17 protein-coding genes are annotated in these 18,897 nt (G+C 35.4%); 7 read left to right on the top strand and 10 right to left on the bottom strand.

Features of this window, described 5'->3' with window-relative positions; translation table 11 throughout:
• Positions 1-6: 6 nt before the first annotated feature.
• Positions 7-1,146: a peptidylprolyl isomerase gene (locus tag GQR94_RS14150; protein ID WP_158976136.1), complete on the top strand. Its 1,140-nt coding sequence runs from the start codon at positions 7-9 to the stop codon at positions 1,144-1,146.
• 97 nt (positions 1,147-1,243) lie between these two features.
• On the top strand, positions 1,244-2,338 hold the full coding sequence (locus GQR94_RS14145) for a glycoside hydrolase family 5 protein (protein ID WP_233268321.1): 1,095 nt from the start codon (positions 1,244-1,246) through the stop codon (positions 2,336-2,338).
• A gap of 80 nt (positions 2,339-2,418) precedes the next feature.
• On the opposite strand, the gene GQR94_RS14140 is transcribed toward GQR94_RS14145, so the two are convergent.
• Together GQR94_RS14140 and GQR94_RS14135 are read right to left on the bottom strand one after the other, a co-directional pair.
• A complete protein-coding gene (locus GQR94_RS14140; RefSeq protein WP_158976132.1) occupies positions 2,419-3,186 on the bottom strand; it encodes a M48 family metallopeptidase in 768 nt (255 codons plus the stop codon).
• A gap of 60 nt (positions 3,187-3,246) precedes the next feature.
• A complete protein-coding gene (locus GQR94_RS14135; RefSeq protein WP_158976130.1) occupies positions 3,247-4,704 on the bottom strand; it encodes an aminoacyl-histidine dipeptidase in 1,458 nt (485 codons plus the stop codon).
• Between the two features lie 78 nt (positions 4,705-4,782).
• Here GQR94_RS14135 and GQR94_RS14130 point away from each other — a divergent pair, with 78 nt between their 5' ends.
• The 3 genes from GQR94_RS14130 to GQR94_RS14120 all read left to right on the top strand — a co-directional run bounded on the left by GQR94_RS14130 (position 4,783) and on the right by GQR94_RS14120 (position 10,344).
• Complete coding sequence (locus GQR94_RS14130; RefSeq protein ID WP_158976128.1) at positions 4,783-5,850, top strand: DUF3810 domain-containing protein; 1,068 nt, start codon at positions 4,783-4,785, stop codon at positions 5,848-5,850.
• 143 nt (positions 5,851-5,993) lie between these two features.
• Positions 5,994-8,942 (top strand): amidohydrolase family protein, encoded by a 2,949-nt coding sequence (locus tag GQR94_RS14125; protein ID WP_158976126.1) that lies wholly within the window; start codon positions 5,994-5,996, stop codon positions 8,940-8,942.
• 106 nt (positions 8,943-9,048) lie between these two features.
• Positions 9,049-10,344, top strand: coding sequence for an amidohydrolase family protein (locus GQR94_RS14120; RefSeq protein ID WP_158976124.1), 1,296 nt, complete (start codon positions 9,049-9,051; stop codon positions 10,342-10,344).
• Positions 10,345-10,404: 60 nt separating this feature from the next.
• Here the strand turns inward: GQR94_RS14120 and GQR94_RS14115 are convergent, their stop codons facing one another.
• From GQR94_RS14115 to GQR94_RS14080, 8 genes are all read right to left on the bottom strand, one after another.
• Positions 10,405-11,595 carry a molybdopterin molybdotransferase MoeA gene (locus GQR94_RS14115; RefSeq protein WP_158976122.1) on the bottom strand — a complete coding sequence of 397 codons (1,191 nt, stop codon included), beginning with the start codon at positions 11,593-11,595 and terminating at the stop codon, positions 10,405-10,407.
• Positions 11,592-12,368 (bottom strand): sulfite exporter TauE/SafE family protein, encoded by a 777-nt coding sequence (locus tag GQR94_RS14110; protein WP_158976120.1) that lies wholly within the window; start codon positions 12,366-12,368, stop codon positions 11,592-11,594. The genes GQR94_RS14115 and GQR94_RS14110 overlap by 4 nt, the downstream gene beginning before the upstream one ends.
• Positions 12,355-13,425: a HesA/MoeB/ThiF family protein gene (locus GQR94_RS14105; protein ID WP_158976118.1), complete on the bottom strand. Its 1,071-nt coding sequence runs from the start codon at positions 13,423-13,425 to the stop codon at positions 12,355-12,357. Before GQR94_RS14105 ends, GQR94_RS14110 begins: the two co-directional genes overlap by 14 nt.
• The gene (locus GQR94_RS14100) at positions 13,425-14,018 is read right to left on the bottom strand and encodes an NTP transferase domain-containing protein (protein WP_158976116.1); all 594 of its coding nucleotides are present in this window, start codon (positions 14,016-14,018) and stop codon (positions 13,425-13,427) included. The genes GQR94_RS14105 and GQR94_RS14100 overlap by 1 nt, the downstream gene beginning before the upstream one ends.
• Positions 14,002-14,475 (bottom strand): cyclic pyranopterin monophosphate synthase MoaC, encoded by a 474-nt coding sequence (gene moaC / locus GQR94_RS14095; RefSeq protein WP_158976114.1) that lies wholly within the window; start codon positions 14,473-14,475, stop codon positions 14,002-14,004. Before moaC ends, GQR94_RS14100 begins: the two co-directional genes overlap by 17 nt.
• Entirely contained in the window at positions 14,475-15,458 is a 984-nt protein-coding gene (gene moaA / locus GQR94_RS14090) for a GTP 3',8-cyclase MoaA (RefSeq protein ID WP_158976112.1), read from the bottom strand. Before moaA ends, moaC begins: the two co-directional genes overlap by 1 nt.
• A gap of 71 nt (positions 15,459-15,529) precedes the next feature.
• Entirely contained in the window at positions 15,530-15,772 is a 243-nt protein-coding gene (locus tag GQR94_RS14085) for a MoaD/ThiS family protein (protein WP_158976110.1), read from the bottom strand.
• Between the two features lie 67 nt (positions 15,773-15,839).
• Positions 15,840-16,658, bottom strand: coding sequence for a DUF6503 family protein (locus GQR94_RS14080; RefSeq protein ID WP_158976108.1), 819 nt, complete (start codon positions 16,656-16,658; stop codon positions 15,840-15,842).
• 146 nt (positions 16,659-16,804) lie between these two features.
• Between GQR94_RS14080 and GQR94_RS14075 the strand changes: the two genes are divergently transcribed.
• Both GQR94_RS14075 and GQR94_RS14070 read left to right on the top strand, forming a co-directional pair.
• Positions 16,805-17,614 (top strand): RNA methyltransferase, encoded by an 810-nt coding sequence (locus tag GQR94_RS14075; RefSeq protein ID WP_158976106.1) that lies wholly within the window; start codon positions 16,805-16,807, stop codon positions 17,612-17,614.
• A 27-nt stretch (positions 17,615-17,641) separates the two neighbouring features.
• Positions 17,642-18,874, top strand: a complete 1,233-nt coding sequence (locus GQR94_RS14070; protein ID WP_158976104.1) for a M48 family metallopeptidase — start codon at positions 17,642-17,644, stop codon at positions 18,872-18,874.
• Positions 18,875-18,897: the final 23 nt, after the last annotated feature.

Genomic DNA, 18,897 nt, shown 5'->3' with positions numbered 1-18,897 from the left:
AAAAAAATGAAAAATATTCTTAGTTTATTTCTTATAGCAACTGTTTTAGTAAGCAGTTGTAAGTCTAGTAAAACGGCAGATTTAGGTGATGGTATCTTTGCGGATATCCAAACCACACAAGGAGACATCATTGTAAAATTAGAATACGACAAAACACCAGTTACCGTTGCTAATTTTGTAGCTCTTGCCGAAGGAAAAAACCCTTTTGTAACGGATAGCTTAAAAGGAAAAAATTATTATGACGGACTTACATTTCACCGTGTGATGAAGGATTTTATGATTCAAGGTGGCGATCCTACAGGAACAGGAACGGGAAATCCTGGATATCGTTTTATTGATGAATTTGCAGATTCTTTAAGCCACAGCAAAAAAGGAATTCTATCTATGGCTAATTCAGGACCTAAAACAAACGGGAGTCAGTTTTTTATCACCCATAAAGCTACGCCTTGGTTAGACAATAAACATACCGTTTTTGGTGAGGTTGTTACCGGAATAGAAGTAGTAGATAGTATTGCCAATGTAGCAGTAGGCCAGAATAACAAGCCTGTTGATGCGGTGATCATGAACAAAATAAAAATTATCAGAAACGGTAAAGACGCAAAGAAATTTGATGCTGTTGCCGTAATGAAACAATATTTTGCTGATGAAGAAGTAAGAGAAAAAGAAGCAATAAGAATAGAAGCAGAACGTGAGGAAAAATTAAAACTAGCACAATCTAGTTTCGTTGAAGCCTTAGAAAATCAGAAAAAAACAGCAAAGACACTTGCATCTGGTTTAAAAATATTTACACTAACAGAAGGAACAGGCGAGAAACCTAAGGTAGGCCAGACTGCTAATCTATATTATGCGGGATATTTTGAAGATGGCCGTTTGTTTGACAGTAATATGGAAGAAATATCTACTTTAAACGGTCAGTTTAACTTTAACAGAAGAGATCAAGGTGGCTACGAACCAATGCCAATGTTAGTGAGTATGGATGCACCAATGATTGCAGGTTTCAAAGAAGCTGTAATGACTATGAAAGTAGGTCAGAAAATACGTGTTTTTATTCCTTCGCATTTAGCGTATGGCGAATCTGGTCGTGGTCCAATACCAGCAAGCACCGATTTAGTTTTCGATTTAGAAATGGTAAGTATTGGCGAATAATTAAAATTAGCCTTTTACCTGAAAATAAAAACACCTGCTTTATGCAGGTGTTTTTATTTACTATACCTTTAGACCTTAACCTATATAAATAATGATTATGAGAATTCCCCTTTTCAAAACAGTACTTTTAAGCCTATTTTTTTTAGTCTCCTGTAGTTCTGATGCAGAACCAGAAATTAATGACCCTGTAGATACAGAAGAAACAGCTACTCCAGAACCGGAAGTAGAGCCAGAAGCAGAACCAGAGACTGAACCCGAAGATAATACCAACAGTGAAACCGCTACAAACGTTGTGGAAGCCTACGGACAATTAAGTGTTTCTGGAACTAAAATTGTGGATAAAAATAATAATCCTATTCAACTCCGAGGCATGTCTTTATTTTGGAGCCAATGGATGGGACAGTATTATACCACAGAAACTGTAAACTGGTTGCATACAGATTGGAATGCCACAGTAATTAGAGCTTCTATGGGTATTGAAGATGCAGATGGATACATCAGTAATCCTGAAACCGAAAAGGCAAAAGTATTTACTGTGATTGATGCTGCTATTGAAGCTGGTATTTATGTGATTGTAGATTGGCATAGCCACCATGCCGAAAACTATCTTACGGAAGCCAAAGCATTTTTCGCTGAAGTAGCTCAAAAATATGGCGACCAACCCAATATTATTTATGAAACCTATAACGAGCCTTTAGATGTTTCTTGGGCTGGTGTTTTAAAACCCTATCATGAGAGTGTAATTGCAGAGATTAGAAAATACGATGCTAATAATATTGTAATTTGTGGCACAAGAACTTGGTCTCAACGTGTAGACGAGGTGGTAGGTAATGAAATTGATGATGATAATGTTGCCTATACATTGCATTACTACGCATCGAGCCATAAACAAGAACTAAGAGATATTGCGCAAATTGCTTTAAATAATAACCTAGCCATTTTTGTTACAGAATACGGTGTTACAGAAGCTTCTGGTAACGGGTATATTGATGAAGCTTCTGCCAACACTTGGTGGAGTTATTTAAACGACAACAAAATTTCTTGGTGTAATTGGTCTATAGCCGATAAAGATGAGAGTGCCGCAGCTTTAACACCTGGTGCCAGTGGCACAGGAAATTGGGCAGAAAGCGAGCTTACCGTTTCAGGGAAATTAGTTCGTGCAGAAATGTTAGCCAAAAATCCTACCTACTAGCCCACAGCTAGGAACACATAAAAAAAAGCTCCTTACAAATTAAGTTTGTAAGGAGCTTTTCTATAGTATAAATCTATTCTTTAATTCTTAGCATCTTGTTTTTCAGCCCATTCCTTAGCTCTTTCAGAACGTTTTGCAGAACCTGGGTGAGAAGAAGTTAAAGATCCTTTACCTCCATTATCACTTAAGGATGCTAATTTCTGAAAAGCACCTTCCATAGCGTGGTAATTTAAATCATGACGTACTAAAAACTCAAATCCGTATTTATCAGATTCAGATTCATTCGTCTGAGAAAATTGTGCATTTAATACATTTTCTACAAAACCACCAATTTCACCGTCTGCTAATACTTTACCAGAATTTGTATTGGCAACCGCCAAATCTTTAGCTGCAGAAATTTTGTATGCAGATTTATAACGCTCTTTTGAGTGTCCTAATTTAACATGTCCTATTTCATGACCAATAACACTTAAGATTTCATCATCCGACATTAAATCCATTAATCCAGCCATGACACGTACACTACCATCCGGAGTAGCAAATGCATTAATATCGGTAACTAAATACACTTTATAGTTCAAATCTAAACCGTCTTCACTTTCAAAACCTTTTACTAAGTTTGCCAAACGATCTGCATATGGATCACCAGCTTCGCCTACAGGGTTATTTTCATCCATCCAAACAACAGATTCTAATGACAATTTTGCCATATCTTCATCTGTTAAAGATGCTGCAGCGACCATTTTTTTCCCCGCATCAATATTCCCTTTTTTTAAAGCTTTACCGAATTGTGCTTGCAAACTAATTGTTCCTAAAGCAAAAACAGCCATTAAAATACTTGTTTTCATTATGTATGGTTTAATTATTTAAGTTTCAAATTTAATTTTAAAAGTGCAAATATGGTTTATTTACTCCGGAATATTTTCAAGAATATCTAAAGTAAACTTCCAAAACTTCTGTACAGATGAAATACTAACACGTTCATCTGGAGAATGCGCCCCTTTAATTGTTGGTCCGTAACTAATCATATCAAGGTCTGGATAATTCTGTCCTAGAATTCCACATTCTAAACCTGCATGACAAGCCACTACCTTTGGCTCTTCTTTAAAAACAGTTTTATATTGTACTTTTAACACCTCTAAAATAGCAGAATCTGGATTAGGGTTCCACCCTGGATAATCTCCACTTAAAGTTACTTTACAGTCCGCCAATTCAAAAGCAGATTTTAAAGCATATGCTAAATCCATTTTTGAAGAATCTACAGAAGAACGTGTTAAACAACCAATATGTATATTCCCACCTTCTACTTTTACGCGCGCCACATTATTAGAGGTTTCTACTAAATCATCAATAGCGGCACTCATAGCATATACACCATTATGTGCAGTGTATATTGCTTTTAAAAGATCTGATTGTGTTTTAAAACGCATAACCGATTTTGGTTTTTTAGCCTCAGATAAGCTAATCACCATATTAGGCTCTGTACCTAATTTTTCAGCCTTAATTGCATTCGCCCAAATCTCAAAGTCTTTTTTAAAATCTTGAACATTAGATTTTTTTAAACAAACAATGGCAACGCTTTCTCTTGGTATAGCATTCCGGAGACTTCCGCCATTAATTTCTGATATTCTAAGCTTATATTTTTCTGAACCTAAATACAAGATTCGGTTCATTAATTTATTGGCATTGCCCAAACCTTTATGGATATCCATTCCACTATGCCCACCAGTAAGCCCTTGAACTTTTACCTCAAAAGAAACAGCTCCCATTGGTGTAGAGCGCTCTTTATAGCTACGTTTCGCAGTCACATCAATACCGCCTGCACAACCTATGTCTATTTCATCATCTTCTTCCGTGTCTAAATTAAGTAAGATAGCTCCTTTTAGCACACCTCCTTTTAAACCCATAGCACCGGTCATCCCCGTTTCTTCATCAATAGTAAACAATGCTTCTAAAGCGGGGTGCGGAATGTTTGTACTCTCTAATAGTGCCATTATTGTAGCTACTCCCATACCATTATCTGCACCAAGGGTAGTCCCTTTTGCTTTTACCCAATCCTCTGCTATAAACATTTCTATACCTTGCGTATCAAAGTCAAAAACAGTATCATTATTTTTTTGGTGGACCATATCTAAATGAGATTGAAGCGTTACCATCTTACGCTTTTCAAAACCCTTAGTTGCTGGCTTTCTAACAATCACATTCCCTACGTCATCCTTAAAAGTTTCAAACCCTAAACTTTTCCCGAAATCTAACATAAACTCAATAACCCGCTCTTCTTTTTTAGAAGGTCGTGGTACCGCATTTAAATCTGCAAATTTATTCCAAACAGCTTTAGGCTCTAGTTGTCTTATCTCTTTACTCATATTTTTTTTATCTTCTTCAAAAATACGGATACTTAAAGAATACCGTATTTTTGAGACTAGAAATTTTTAATTTGATGCATGAATAATAAATTTAAAAATGCAATTGCATTAAGCTTACCACTTCAGTTTCTTCTGGTTCAATGGCTAAGCAACTATCCTGAGCTTATTGAAAAATATTTCAGCACAGGCATCTATTTATATTCCTCAAAATTTTTTCGTTTTCTTTTAGGATGGGTTCCTTTTTCCGTGGGTGATGTATTATATGCCTTGCTCATTCTATATGCACTTAGGTATCTTATTGTAAAACGAAAACACATAGGAGCTCATAAACTACTTTTCTTAAGAAATGTAACTGTGGTTCTCGCGGTCGCCTATTTTACTTTTAATATATCATGGGGCCTCAACTACCATCGGGAACCTATTTCAAAGAAATTAGCGTTGGAAGAAAAGACATCAAAAAAAGAGCTCATTTCTTTTGTTGAAACTTTAATCCTAAAAACAAACCAAACACAAATGACCCTTGTGGGCGATTCCACTAAAATGGTGAAAATTCCCTATTCCAATAAAGAAATTTTTAAGAAAACTATTGAAGGATACAAAAGCTTAGAAAAAATTCATCCTTTTTTAGGGTATCATCAAAAAAGCATAAAAGAATCTTTGTTCAGCTATCCCTTAAGTTACATGGGGTATGGCGGATATTTAAATCCGTTCACGAATGAAGCACAAGTAAATGGGCTGATCCCTGCATTTCGTTTTCCTGTTATTACAGGTCATGAAATAGGACATCAACTGGGGTATTCCGCAGAAAATGAAACCAATTTAATCGGCTATTTAGTCACCTTAAATAATGACGATATACAATTTAAATATTCGGCATATGCGTATGCATTGAGTTACTGTTTAAGCAATATTAAAGAGAATGATAATGCACTTTTTAAAAGATTAATAGCTAAAGTAAACGCTGGTGTATTACAAAATTATCAGGAATTAAACACCTTTTGGTTGCAGTATGAAAACGTAACAGAACCCCTATTTAAAGCAGTTTTTAATTCCTTTCTAAAAGTAAATAAGCAAGAAGATGGCATTAAGAGCTACAGCAAAGTTGTTTTTTTGCTAGTAAGTTATCATCAAAAATACCCGCTCTAAAATACCTATCTTCAATTTAAAAGTAGTTTTTTTTATAAGTCAATATAAGCTTGCCAATAATCTGTTAAAATCAAAGTAATACTTTCCATATACTACCAATTTAACTTATTTTTAAGACAGACTAATTAACTAAAACTACATATATGAAAATGCGATTACTCGTGCTCACCTTCCTATGGTGCAGCAGTTATCTATTTGCGCAAGATTATTTTCCCAAAAATGATGGCGTTAAATCTAAAAACAACAACTTCACTGCTTTTACCAATGCTAAAATTTATGTGACGCCAACTCAAATCATTGAGAACGGAACACTTTTAATCCAAAATGGTAAAGTAGTGCAAGCTGGTAAAACGGTAAGCCTACCAAAAAACACGGTGACTATTGATTTAAGCGGAAAATCTATTTACCCTTCTTTTATTGATATCTACTCTGATTTTGGTATTGAAAAACCCAAACGACCTGCAAGAGGTCGTAGAACCGCAGAATATGAACCTTCAAGAGAAGGTTTTTATTGGAATGACCATATTATGCCCGAAAATAACGGCATCAGCACATTTAAATATGATTCTAAAAAAGCTAAAGAATTATTAAAAGCGGGCTTTGGTGTTGTAAACTCACATCTTCAAGATGGTATTGCTAGAGGCACAGGGGTTTTAATTGCGTTAAATACAGAGGGTACCGATGCTAACCGTGTACTCGATGATAAATCTGCTCAGTATTTCTCTTTTGAACGTAGTGTAATTAAAAATCAATCGTACCCAACTTCATTGATGGGAACTACTGCCCTACTGCGTCAGATGTATAGTGATATGAATTGGTATGCTCAAGGAAAATCTGATACTAAAGACCGGTCTTTAGAAGCGCTGATTGCCAATAAAAATTTAGTCCAAATTTTTGAAGCTAAAGATAAAGGCAATGATTTATTAGCTGATAAAATTGGTGATGCAAATGGAATACAATATGCAATTGTTGCGGGTGGTGATGAATACGAAAGTATTGCCGACATAAAAGCAACTGGTGCCAAATATATTTTGCCTTTAAATTTTCCTGATGCTTATGACGTATCTAACCCTTACCAAGCAGGATATGTTTCTTTAGAGGATATGCGTTACTGGAACCAAGCGCCATTAAATCCTAAAATGATGGCCGATAATGGTATTTCTTTTTCCTTTACAATGCATGATTCTAAATCATCTGCAAAGTTTAAAGAAAATCTAATGAAAGCTATTACTTACGGACTTTCAAAAACGAAAGCTTTAGAAGCGTTAACCACTGTTCCTGCTTCAATATTAGGCAAAAGCTCAAAAATAGGTTCACTACAATCAGGTAGTTATGCCAACTTCCTAATTACCTCTGGTGATATTTTTGAAAAAGGAACCACATTATATGAAAACTGGGTCCAAGGCAGTAAGACTATTGTAAATGACATCAACCTAAAAGATATTAGAGGTGATTATAGTTTAAATACTGACGGTACTGCTTTTGCAATTTCAATTAGTGGAGAAGCTAGCAAACCTAAAGTTGAAATCAAGCAAGACACTGTAAAACTAAAGTCTAAAATTAGTTTTGCGAACGACTGGTTGGATTTATCTTTTTCTACGGATAAAGGTGAAAAAATATACCGGATGACTGGTTTAGTGACTACAACTGATGAATTATCAGGGCGACTCATTTTGCCAAATGGAAAAGAAACTACTTTTAAAGCGAATAAAACAAAAAGCTTTGAAGACAAAGATAAAGATGAAAAGGAGAAAAAGACTCCTAAAATTATGCCTATAACCTACCCTAACATTGGATACGGTTATACTTCTATACCACAACAAGAAACGCTTTTATTTAAAAACGCTACCGTTTGGACGAGTGAAGATGCAGGAGTTTTAAAAAATACTGATGTTCTTATTAAAAACGGAAAAATAACCAAAATTGGTACTAATTTAAATGCAGGCAGTGCAAAAGTTATTGATGCTACTGGTAAGCATTTAACCGCTGGAATCATAGATGAACATACCCATATAGCGCTTTTAGATGTAAACGAAGCAGGGCAAAACTCCTCTGCTGAAGTTACCATGGAAGATGTGGTGAATATTGAAGACATGAACATTTACCGCAACTTGGCGGGTGGTGTTACCTCTGGTCAACTCCTTCATGGATCTGCTAACCCAATCGGTGGCCGTTCTGCAATCATTAAATTAAAATGGGGAGAATCTGCAAAAAACATGATCTATGACAACAGTCCTAAATTCATAAAATTTGCTTTGGGTGAAAATGTAAAACAATCTAACTGGGGTAGTTTTAGTCGTTTTCCTCAAACAAGAATGGGTGTTGAGCAAGTATATATCAATTATTTCCAACGAGGAAAAGAATACGATGCACTTAAGAAAAGTGGAAAACCGTATCGTTACGATGAAGAGATGGAAGTTATTGCAGAGATTTTAAATGGCGAACGTTTTATTAGCTGCCACTCTTATGTACAAAGTGAGATTAATATGCTAATGAAAGTTGCCGATAAATTCAACTTTAGAATCAACACCTTTACTCATATTTTAGAAGGCTATAAAGTTGCGGATAAGATGAAAGAACATGGTGTTGGTGCTTCTACATTTAGCGATTGGTGGGCATACAAATACGAGGTTAACGATGCAATACCTTACAATGCAGCTATTATGCACAGTCAAGGTATTACAGTTGCTATTAATAGTGATGACCGTGAAATGTCTCGTAGACTTAACCAAGAAGCTGGTAAAATTGTAAAATATGGTGGTGTTTCTGAGGAAGAGGCTTGGAAAATGGTTACCATTAATCCGGCAAAACTTTTACATTTAGATGGTAGAACAGGAAGTATAAAAGAAGGTAAAGATGCGGATTTAGTATTGTGGTCCGATCATCCTTTATCCGTTTATGCGAAATCTGAAAAAACGTTAGTTGATGGTGCTGTTTATTTTGATATTGAAAAAGACAAGCTACAAAGAGAAGCCATTGCAACGGAACGAAACGAATTGATTCACATGATGCTTCAAGAAAAAGAGGGTGGTAAACCAACTCAAAAACCTACAAAAAAGGACAAAGAAGAATTTCATTGTGATAGTTTATAAAATGGTTTACAGCTGCTTGTTGCTTGTTATTTATTTTCAAGAAAATACATACATAACAACTACATAGCCTGCTGTTCTTAAAAGCTTAAATTAAAAAAATACAGAAATGAAAAAAATAACATATATACTCGTATTACTATGTGCCACATCACTCAGTTTTGCACAGCAGACTCCTGCACCTGCACAAACTGAAGCGATTACTATTGAAGGCGCTACCGCACACTTGGGTAATGGAAAAGTGATTGAAAATTCACTGCTAATGTTTGAGGATGGTAAAATTACATTTGTAGGTGATGCCAAAATGAAAATTGCCCGTAAAGGAAACGTAATTAACGCTACAGGAAAACATATGTACCCTGGTTTTATTGCTCCTGCCAAATCTTTAGGTTTGGTGGAAGTAGATGCCGTACGTGCCAGTGATGACCAAGATGAAATAGGAGATATGATTCCTCACATCCGAAGTCTAATTGCCTACAATGCAGAATCTAAAGTAATTGAAAGCATGCGCCCAAATGGAGTACTTCTTGGACAGATTGCTCCACAAGGGGGCCGTATTTCAGGAACTTCATCTATCGTGCAATTTGATGCATGGAACTGGGAAGATGCTGCTGTAAAAGTAGACGATGGAATTCACATGAACTGGCCTAACTCCTTTAAGCAAGGTCGTTGGTGGATGGGTGAAGAACGTGGTTTTAAGCCCAATGAGAAATATGCTGAAGAACTAGATGAGATCGCTACATTCTTTAAGAACTCTATGGCGTACGGTAAAGCTCCTGCCCCTGAAATGAACCTAGCTTTTAAAGCAATGAACGGATTATTTGATGGCAGTCAAAAACTTTATATCTATACGGATGGTGAGAAAGAAATTATTGATGCAGTAACATTGGCTAAAGCTAATGGGGTAAAAGAAATTGTAATCGTTGGTGGATACCAGGCTTATAAAATTACCAATTTCCTGAAAGAAAACAACATTGCTGTTTTAATCAATTTTACCCACAACAATCCAAATTTTGAAGATGATGATTATGATCTACCTTACAAGAATCCAAAGTTATTATTTGACGCTGGAGTATTAGTAGGAATTCAAAATGCTTCTGCTGCAAATTTTCAAACGAGAAACTTACCTTTCTATGCAGGACAAACCGTAGGGCAAGGTTTAGATAAGGAAGCTGCTTTGCAATTAATCACGGGAAACAATGCTAAAATATTAGGTATTGATGCTGATTATGGAACTTTAGAAGTAGGTAAAAGCGCTACTCTTTTTATCTCGGAAGGAGATGCCTTAGATACGCGAAGCAATCAATTAAGTCACGCCTATATTGATGGACGTGATTTATCTTTAGAAACGCACCAAACAGAATTATGGAAACGTTACATGGGCAAGTACGAAGGAAAAAAATAACCTTTTATCGCCCTATATAAAAAAAGCGTCTAGAGAAATCTAGACGCTTTTTTTATAGTTTTATTTTGAGGGTATAAAATGAACCTGATCTCCTTTTTTATAGCTAGTTTCCCCAGGGGGCAAACAAATAAACCCATCTATTTCTGCCAAAGAAGTTAAATCTCCTGAACCATTATTTTGGATAGGTCTCGCCATTAACGTAGCGCCTTCCCATTCTAAAAAAACAGGAATATAAAGCGTGAGCACCAAATGCATTTCTACATCATCAGTTAAAATAACAAAACGATCTCTTACCCCTAATCCCATAGAATTTTTTAACCAAGGAGAAAAGTATACATAGTAGTTAGAAAAAGTAGATACTGGGTTCCCTGGAAAAGAGAATACAATGGTTTCATACTCCTCATGAACACCAAACCAAAATGGTTTACCCGGTCGTTGCAATACTTTATGAAAAACCTTTTCTACACCTAATTCATCCATAACTTCAGGGATAAAATCAAATTTCCCTTTAGATACTCCGCCACTTAATAGGAGTACATCATACTCTTTAAGTGCCTCCATAATAGCACTTTCAATAACTGCTTTATCATCATTTAAATGCAAGTGCGTAGCTGCTATATTTTCTTTAATTAATGCTGCTTTTAAGGACAATACATTAGAGGTGCGTATTTGATGTGGTTTAGGCGTTTCCGAAACAGAAACCAATTCATCGCCTGTAGAAATTACACAAACGGTGGGTGTCTTTTGTACCTCAACATTAACTTTACCTACAGCAGCTAAAACACCAATCTCAGAAGCTGATATTCGTATTCCTTTCTCCAATAAAACAGTACCTTCCTTCTTATCACTCCCTTGAACATGGATATTTTGGCCTTTTGTAGGTGCGGTATGTATTGTTGCATAGCCGTCCTTAATAATAATGTCCTCATACATCACAACAGTATCTGCATGTTCTGGCAATACAGCTCCTGTCATAATTTCCAAGCAAGATGTTGGATGCTTTAGACGTTGTTGCGGAATCCCTGCACCAATAACCCCTTCTATTTTAAAAGTTTGCTCATTTGTTTCAAAGGCACTATGTTGTAATGCTATACCATCTTTAGTAGACCTGTTAAATGGCGGAAAATCTCTATCCGCATGAATAGTTTCTGCCAATACACAATTTACACTTTCCATCAATGGCACGCTAACCGTCCCAAAATCTTTAGTGTATAACATTACGCGCCTAAAAGCCTCTTCATATGTAATCATAGTACGTTCAATCCATTTTTAAGTAAAACTCGTATTCCAACAATAAACACTAATAAAGCCGTCAATCGCTTTATGTTATTGGGCGTTAATTTTTTTAAACTTAATCGTATTCCTAATTGCCCGCCCAGAAAAACAGCTATTACTAAAAATAAAGTTTCTCTCCAAGGCAAAGCTATTGTTCCGCTATTTAATAATCCTAATAAACCAGAAATAGAATTTACTAAAATAAAAAAACTTGCCAAAGCTGCAATTTTCAGTGCCGTATTCCATTTAAAATGATTTAACACTGGAGCTAAAAAAATACCTCCACCAATGCCCACCAAACCCGAAAGAAAGCCAATGACACCCCCCATGATATAACTAAAATAGCTTGAGTATTCTTTTACATCTTTCGCTTCTTTCTTTTTAGTAAAAGTCTGCCCAGCCAAAGCTAAGGCAGAAAGCACTAGAGACAGTCCTAGAATAATAAAAAAAACGCGCTCATTCAACTTAAATGATGCTCCAATAAATGCTAAAGGTATGCTTGTAATTACAAAGGGAATAAAATCTTTAATTTTGGCGTGACCATGTTTAAAATACAAATAAGTACTACCACTAACTACCACCAAATTACAAATCAAAGCAATAGAACGGATGGCAAAAAAACTAGGTAAGAATAACGTCAATAAAGCCAAATAACTAGAACCTCCACCAAAACCAACGGAGGAATATAGCGTTGCAATGATAAAAAAACCTAAACAAAGTAGTATAAGATGTGTACTATCTAAGAGCATACCTATTCAGTTTATTAATACCACCTTCTACATTAATAAGCGTAGCATTTGGTTTAATGGCTGCAATTAAATGTATAGCTTTCTGACTCCGGATTCCAGATTGACAGATAACATAAATTTCTTTTGAATAATTAATAGTATCTACCTTACTTTCTAAATCTGCTAAAGGAATATGTATGGATTCTTCTAAATGAAATTGGTCATATTCTGCTTCGGTACGAACGTCTATCAATTGTAAGTCTTCGCTCTTTAGAAGTAGTGCTAATTCTTGAGTAGAAATCGAATTCTGGCCTATTTCACAACTAAACTCATAGGCGTCTTTTAACTGCGTGATGGCATCGTTACCTGCTACTTTTTTAAAGTTTATTTTTTGATAGTTCTGAGATAGCCCATCAAATAATAAAAATTTACCAGAGAGCACTTCACCAATTCCAGTAATAACTTTTACTACCTCTAAAGCTTGCAGATTTCCTATAATTCCAGGTACTACTCCTAAAACACCATTTTCATTACAATTAGGAATCTCTGCTGGATTTGGCATTGTTGGAAAAATACATCTGTATGTTGGTCCGTCTTGAAAATTAAAGACACTAACCTGCCCTTCAAAGCTATGTAAGGCGCCATACACAAAAGGCTTTTTAAGAATAACGCAGGCATCATTTACCAAATAACGGGTAGGGAAATTATCAGAAGCATCAAGAACTAGATCATACTGAGCTATAAGTTCAAGGGCATTTTCTGTTGTAAGAAAGGTATGATGCGCTATTAGATTGGTTTCTGAGTTTTGGGCTTGTAATTTTTTAATTAGAGAAGTTACTTTAGGTTCCCCTACTTCATTTTCATAATAACTCACTTGCCGGTGTAAATTAGACAAGCTTACCACATCACTATCTACAATCCCTAAGGTGCCCACTCCCATAGCATTTAAATAGGTTAATGCAGGAACACCTAAACCACCAGCTCCAATTACTAAAACTTTAGCAGTAGAAAGCTTCTTTTGCGCCTCTAAACCAAATTCTTTTAATTGTGTTTGTCTTGAATAGCGTTCTAAACTCATTACTGTGCAACTATTTTTAAAGCTTCTTCGTATTCTGTTTTAGAATTTGCATTAAGCAATACTTTTTCATCTGAAGGAAAAACAAGTGCAACTTCATTATGTATTAGAAATTTTCGTGGACAACTCCCTTGCTGTGTATTCATATAAAGTACAGATGCTTTTAATCCTTCTGCCTCCCAAATGGCACACAAAGGTTCTGGAAGCGGATTTTCCCTCAATGCAAATGCCGTGGCTAACCTTGTAGTATCTCTAGCTGTTATTAATTCTTTCAAAGACGGAACATCAATTAACGGCAAATCACACGCGAGCACCAACCAAGCTACATCGGGGTACTTTTCATGCGCGGATAAGATTCCGTTAAACGGACCTTTAAACGTATCTTCATCAGTAATGACTTGAAAATCTTCTGAGATTTCATCAGCCTGATCTTTTCGGATACTCATAAACGTTTCATCACAAACCTCCGATAAGCGCTTATAAATATACTCGCGTTGTGGAATTCCGTGATAGGCAATGACGCTTTTATCATTTCCCATTCGGGTACTTTTCCCTCCTGATAATACTAATCCGTAAAGTTTACCTTTTGAAGTCATTTTTCCCTCCTGTTTTTTTAGCTAATTGTACATTGGTAATAGTAATATCTTGAGACAATGCTTTACACATATCATAAATGGTCAGGGCACTTACGGTAACTCCAGTTAATGCCTCCATCTCTACACCTGTACGTTCGTTACATTTTACGGTACATGATATCTGTAAACTTGCACCCTTAGGTTGGATATCTATAGCTATTTTTGATAATGACAACTGATGACAAAGTGGAATTAAATCTGCTGTTCTTTTCACAGCTTGAATTCCTGCAATCACTGCGGTTTGGATAATACTGCCTTTTTTACCCAAAAAATCTTGTGCAGACAGCGTATTAAACACCTCCTGCGGAAAAACAACTTCTCCCGTGGCTATAGCAACTCTTGTTGAAATTTCTTTTTGAGAAACATCAACCATTGCTGCATTTCCTGAATCATCTATATGCGATAATTTATTTTCCATTATCCTCCTATTGAAGTCATAGAGTTTGAAAAAACTCCTTTATATTTTTCTTGTGCTTCAAAACCAGTTTTAGCTCTGCTGCCTACCGCTTTTAAAATATTTTCTTTTACTTTTTCCTCTGAATTATCACCCCGCAAAGCAGCAATTAAATTACTACTGGCTTTAGCGTACAAACACGTAATGATATCCCCTGTTGCAGAAATCCTTAATCGGTTGCAAGACCCACAAAATGTTCTAGTAAAAGACGGAATCACTCCAAAAGTTCCGACAAATCCAGGAATCTTATAATTAACTGAAGTTGATGTTTTTGGTGATTCTAATTGATAGTAATCCGGATACGCTTCTGCTATATGCGCTAAAATTTGCTTGTAATCCCAAGTAATGGCCGTAAATTTTTTAGATCCACCGTTAAAGGGCATTTCTTCTAAATACCGAACACAAACATTATGGTGTTTTGCTAAATCTAACATTGGAATAATCTCGTCTATATTCTGACCTTCTAAAGCGATACAATTGATCCGAACATTAAAGCCTTCTGTAATTAAACGGATAATATTTTCATACACAATATCGTATTGCTTACGTCGTGTAATTTTCTCGAAAACATCTTTTGTAATCGCATCCATGCTTACATTGATATTTTTAATACCTAATGTTTTTAACTCTGAAATATAGGGGCCAATTACGGTAGCGTTCGTGGTGATTGAAATATCCTCTAGCGCATCCATTTTAGAAAGTTCTCGAAGTAAAACCATTAGATCTTTACGAACAAAAGGTTCTCCGCCGGTAATTCTAATTTTTGTTATGCCTTGCGAAACTAAGATCTGACTTAGTGTAATTAATTCTTCAATAGTAAAAAGCTTGTCATTCTCCGCAAAATTTATCCCTTCTGACGGCATACAATAATTACAGCGTAAGTTACAACGGTCTGTAACCGCCAATCGCAGGTAATTAATAGTTCTATTGTGATTGTCTACCAACATAAGCCAAAGGTGTATTAAAACACCAATAAATTAAACGTTAAAAAAAGTACTTTGCTAACCACTCTAAAGGACTAGCCCCCACTCACTGGAGGAATTATAGCAATCTCATCATGAGAATTCAAAAAAACATTCTCGTCTGCATATTCACTATTTACCGCGATCGCAAAAGAAGATAGTTTGTCAAATTCCGGAAACAAAACAACCAAAACATCCTTTAACTCTTTTACGGTTGAAGGTTGTTTTGGTTGTGCAGGAACTTCAAACTCAGAAGCTCCAATAATGTCTTTTGCTATCCCGAATAATAAAACTTTCATTTTATAATTTTTGAAGCAGAAAGTTACGGATAATCACTCGCAATAAAAATCCTAAGCTGTTATATTTTTAAGATTCCTTACGGGTAACATAGGTAGCAGATTCTGGCTTAGCATAATAGCCATTTTCCATTCCTTTTTCTGAAAGGGTAGCATTGTCAAAAACTACGGTTTTAGCCACATCCATAATTTTATTGCCTTCGGCTTTATGCCAAGAAATAGATTTTGGTAGTTTTAATCCTGAAACCTCTGTCCAATCATTATAATGAATCCAACTGATTTTATCAGATTTCTCTCCTGTTCTATAGGTTACCGTATATCCCAGCCAAGCCATTTGGTTTGTTGTTGGATCATAATGCAAATAGTAATTATCTTTTGGCGAAGTACCTACACCTTGATCAAAGCTAACTTTTACACCTGGGTAAGACACCCCGTCTACTTCTAATGCTTCTGTATTCGTATAATTAATCCCTTTATCCGCCAACACAAAAGGCATCGCGTAAAAATAAAAATATAAGTTCTTATAAAAAACGGCATCACCTTTAAAATTATTCTCAGGATCTAAAACCCACGTTTTATCTCCCTCATTTCCTCTTTCTACTTCTTCAGAAACTACTTTTTCATTTCTAGTATGCAAATCAATAGTATAGTGCTCAAAACCTTTATCATTTGGCTTAACAAAAGTCAAGGTCTTTTGAGCTTTCCATGTAGCAATACCGCCATGTGCTTCTAATACTTTCATGAAGTCTTCTGGATAATCCATCTTACTTTCTGTTGCAGAAACTTTTTCTGTAGTTTCCTTTACGGGTTCGGAAGTTTGTTCTTTCTTTTTAGTGTCTTTACACGAGAAAAAGAGAGTTACAACTAACGAAATAAGTACTAAGCGCATATTATGTATTTTATGGGTTGAAATGCTAGGTCGGTAAAAACATGTCTTCATTACAAGCGTTACTGAAAATAATTGCATTAATTTATCGCAAATTAACTTAATACATTTTAAGGACGATATATTAAGATTAGTTTATTTTTGCAGCAATGAATTCAACCAAACACATTAGCAGTCTTCAAAATGCCCTCATTAAGAATGTTCTAGTTTTAAAAGACAAATCACGTGAGCGAAAAAAAACAGGGGTTTTCATCCTTGAAGGCATCCGAGAATTTGAATTGGCTCTTAAAGGTCTTTACACTATTGAAACTGTTTTTTATGCTGAAGATTTATTTTCCGAAGCCAAAATAGAAGCCTTAACAGCGACATTAAATCATTCCCCGGAGTTAATTAGTGTTTCTAAAGAGGTCTATCAAAAAATTGCTTATCGTGAAACTACAGAAGGTATCTTAGCACTAGCCAAAGCCAAAGTTCACAATTTAAGTGAATTGAAATTCAAAAATAAAAACCCGCTTATTTTAGTAGCAGAAGCGCCAGAGAAACCTGGTAATATTGGGGCTTTATTGAGAACGGCAGATGCCGCAAACCTTGACGCTGTAATCATAGCAAACCCAAAAACCGACTTATACAATCCTAATATTATACGGTCAAGTGTAGGCTGTGTTTTTACAAATGCTATTGCCATGGGCAACACCACAGAAATTATTGCGTTTTTAAAAGAAAACAACATTAATATTTTCTGTGCAGCATTAACCGCTTCAAAGGCATATACGAGTACTAATTTTAAAACTTCTTCTGCGATTGTGGTAGGCACGGAAGCTACGGGACTCTCTGAAGAATGGTTAGAAAATGCTACTCAGAACATTATTATTCCTATGGAAGGAGAAATAGACTCTATGAATGTTTCTGTTTCTGCTGCTATTTTAATTTTCGAAGCCAAAAGACAAAGAGGTTTGTAAAAACAAAGCTAACAACCAATATACCAAATGACCGCCAACCTATTATTTTATCTTATAATTGCCATTGTAAGTCTTCAGTTTATACTTGAAACTACTTTAGACTACCTAAATGCCAAACGCTATAAAGATCCTATCCCAGCAGAACTGAATGATGTCTTTGACGCTGAAGAATATCAAAAATCTCAAGATTACAAAGCAACCAACTATAAATTTGGACTTATAACTTCTAGTTTTTCAGTTGTTCTAACCTTATCATTTATAATTTTTGGAGGTTTTGACTATATCGATACTCTTGCTCGAACATTCTCCAACAATAACATTATTATTGCTTTACTCTTTTTTGGCATCATAATGATTGGAAGTGATATCATCACCACTCCTTTTAGCTACTATTCAACATTTGTGATTGAAGAGAAATTCGGATTTAATAAAACTACCCCTAAATTATTTTTTTTAGATAAATTAAAAGGATGGTTAATGACAACTGTTTTAGGAGGTGTCATAATCTCTTTATTTATTTGGTTTTTTAATTGGGCCGGTACTAATTTTTGGATATATGCCTGGGGATTAATGGCTGTTTTCGCCTTAGTTATGAATCTTTTTTACAGCAAATTAATTGTTCCGTTATTTAACAAACAAACGCCATTAGAAGAAGGTACCTTAAAAACTAAAATTGAAACCTATGCACAAAAAGTAGGTTTTGAACTTAATAATATTTTCGTGATTGATGGCTCAAAAAGATCTACAAAAGCAAATGCCTATTTTTCTGGTTTTGGCAAAGAAAAAAGAGTAACCCTATATGACACCCTAATTAACGATTTAAACGAAGATGAAATTGTTGCCGTTTTAGCGCACGAAGTTGGCCATTATAAGCGCAAACACATCATTTTCAACCTAATTAGCAGTATTTTATTAACAGGATTCACCTTATTTATATTATCCTTTTTTGTAAATACCCCTGAGGTTTCTTTGGCTATTGGCGTTAGCATTCCTAGTTTTCATGCCGCATTAATTGGCTTCGGAATTTTATACAGTCCCATTTCTGAAATCACCGGGTTAGTTATGAATATTTTATCTCGGAAATTTGAATACCAAGCAGATGATTTTGCTAAAAACACGTTTTCTGCCACCCCATTAATTACCTCCCTTAAAAAATTATCAAAAAATAGTTTGAGTAATCTTACCCCCCACCCTGCCTATGTTTTCATGCATTATTCCCATCCTCCATTAATTGCCAGAATTAAAAACCTAAAGGCATAGTTTTTGTAGGATAGTTAAAAGGA

This window comes from Cellulophaga sp. L1A9 (assembly GCF_009797025.1).
Taxonomy (GTDB): domain Bacteria; phylum Bacteroidota; class Bacteroidia; order Flavobacteriales; family Flavobacteriaceae; genus Cellulophaga.
Note: the sequence above shows the minus strand (reverse complement) of the source record. Positions and strands in the feature narration are given on the sequence as shown.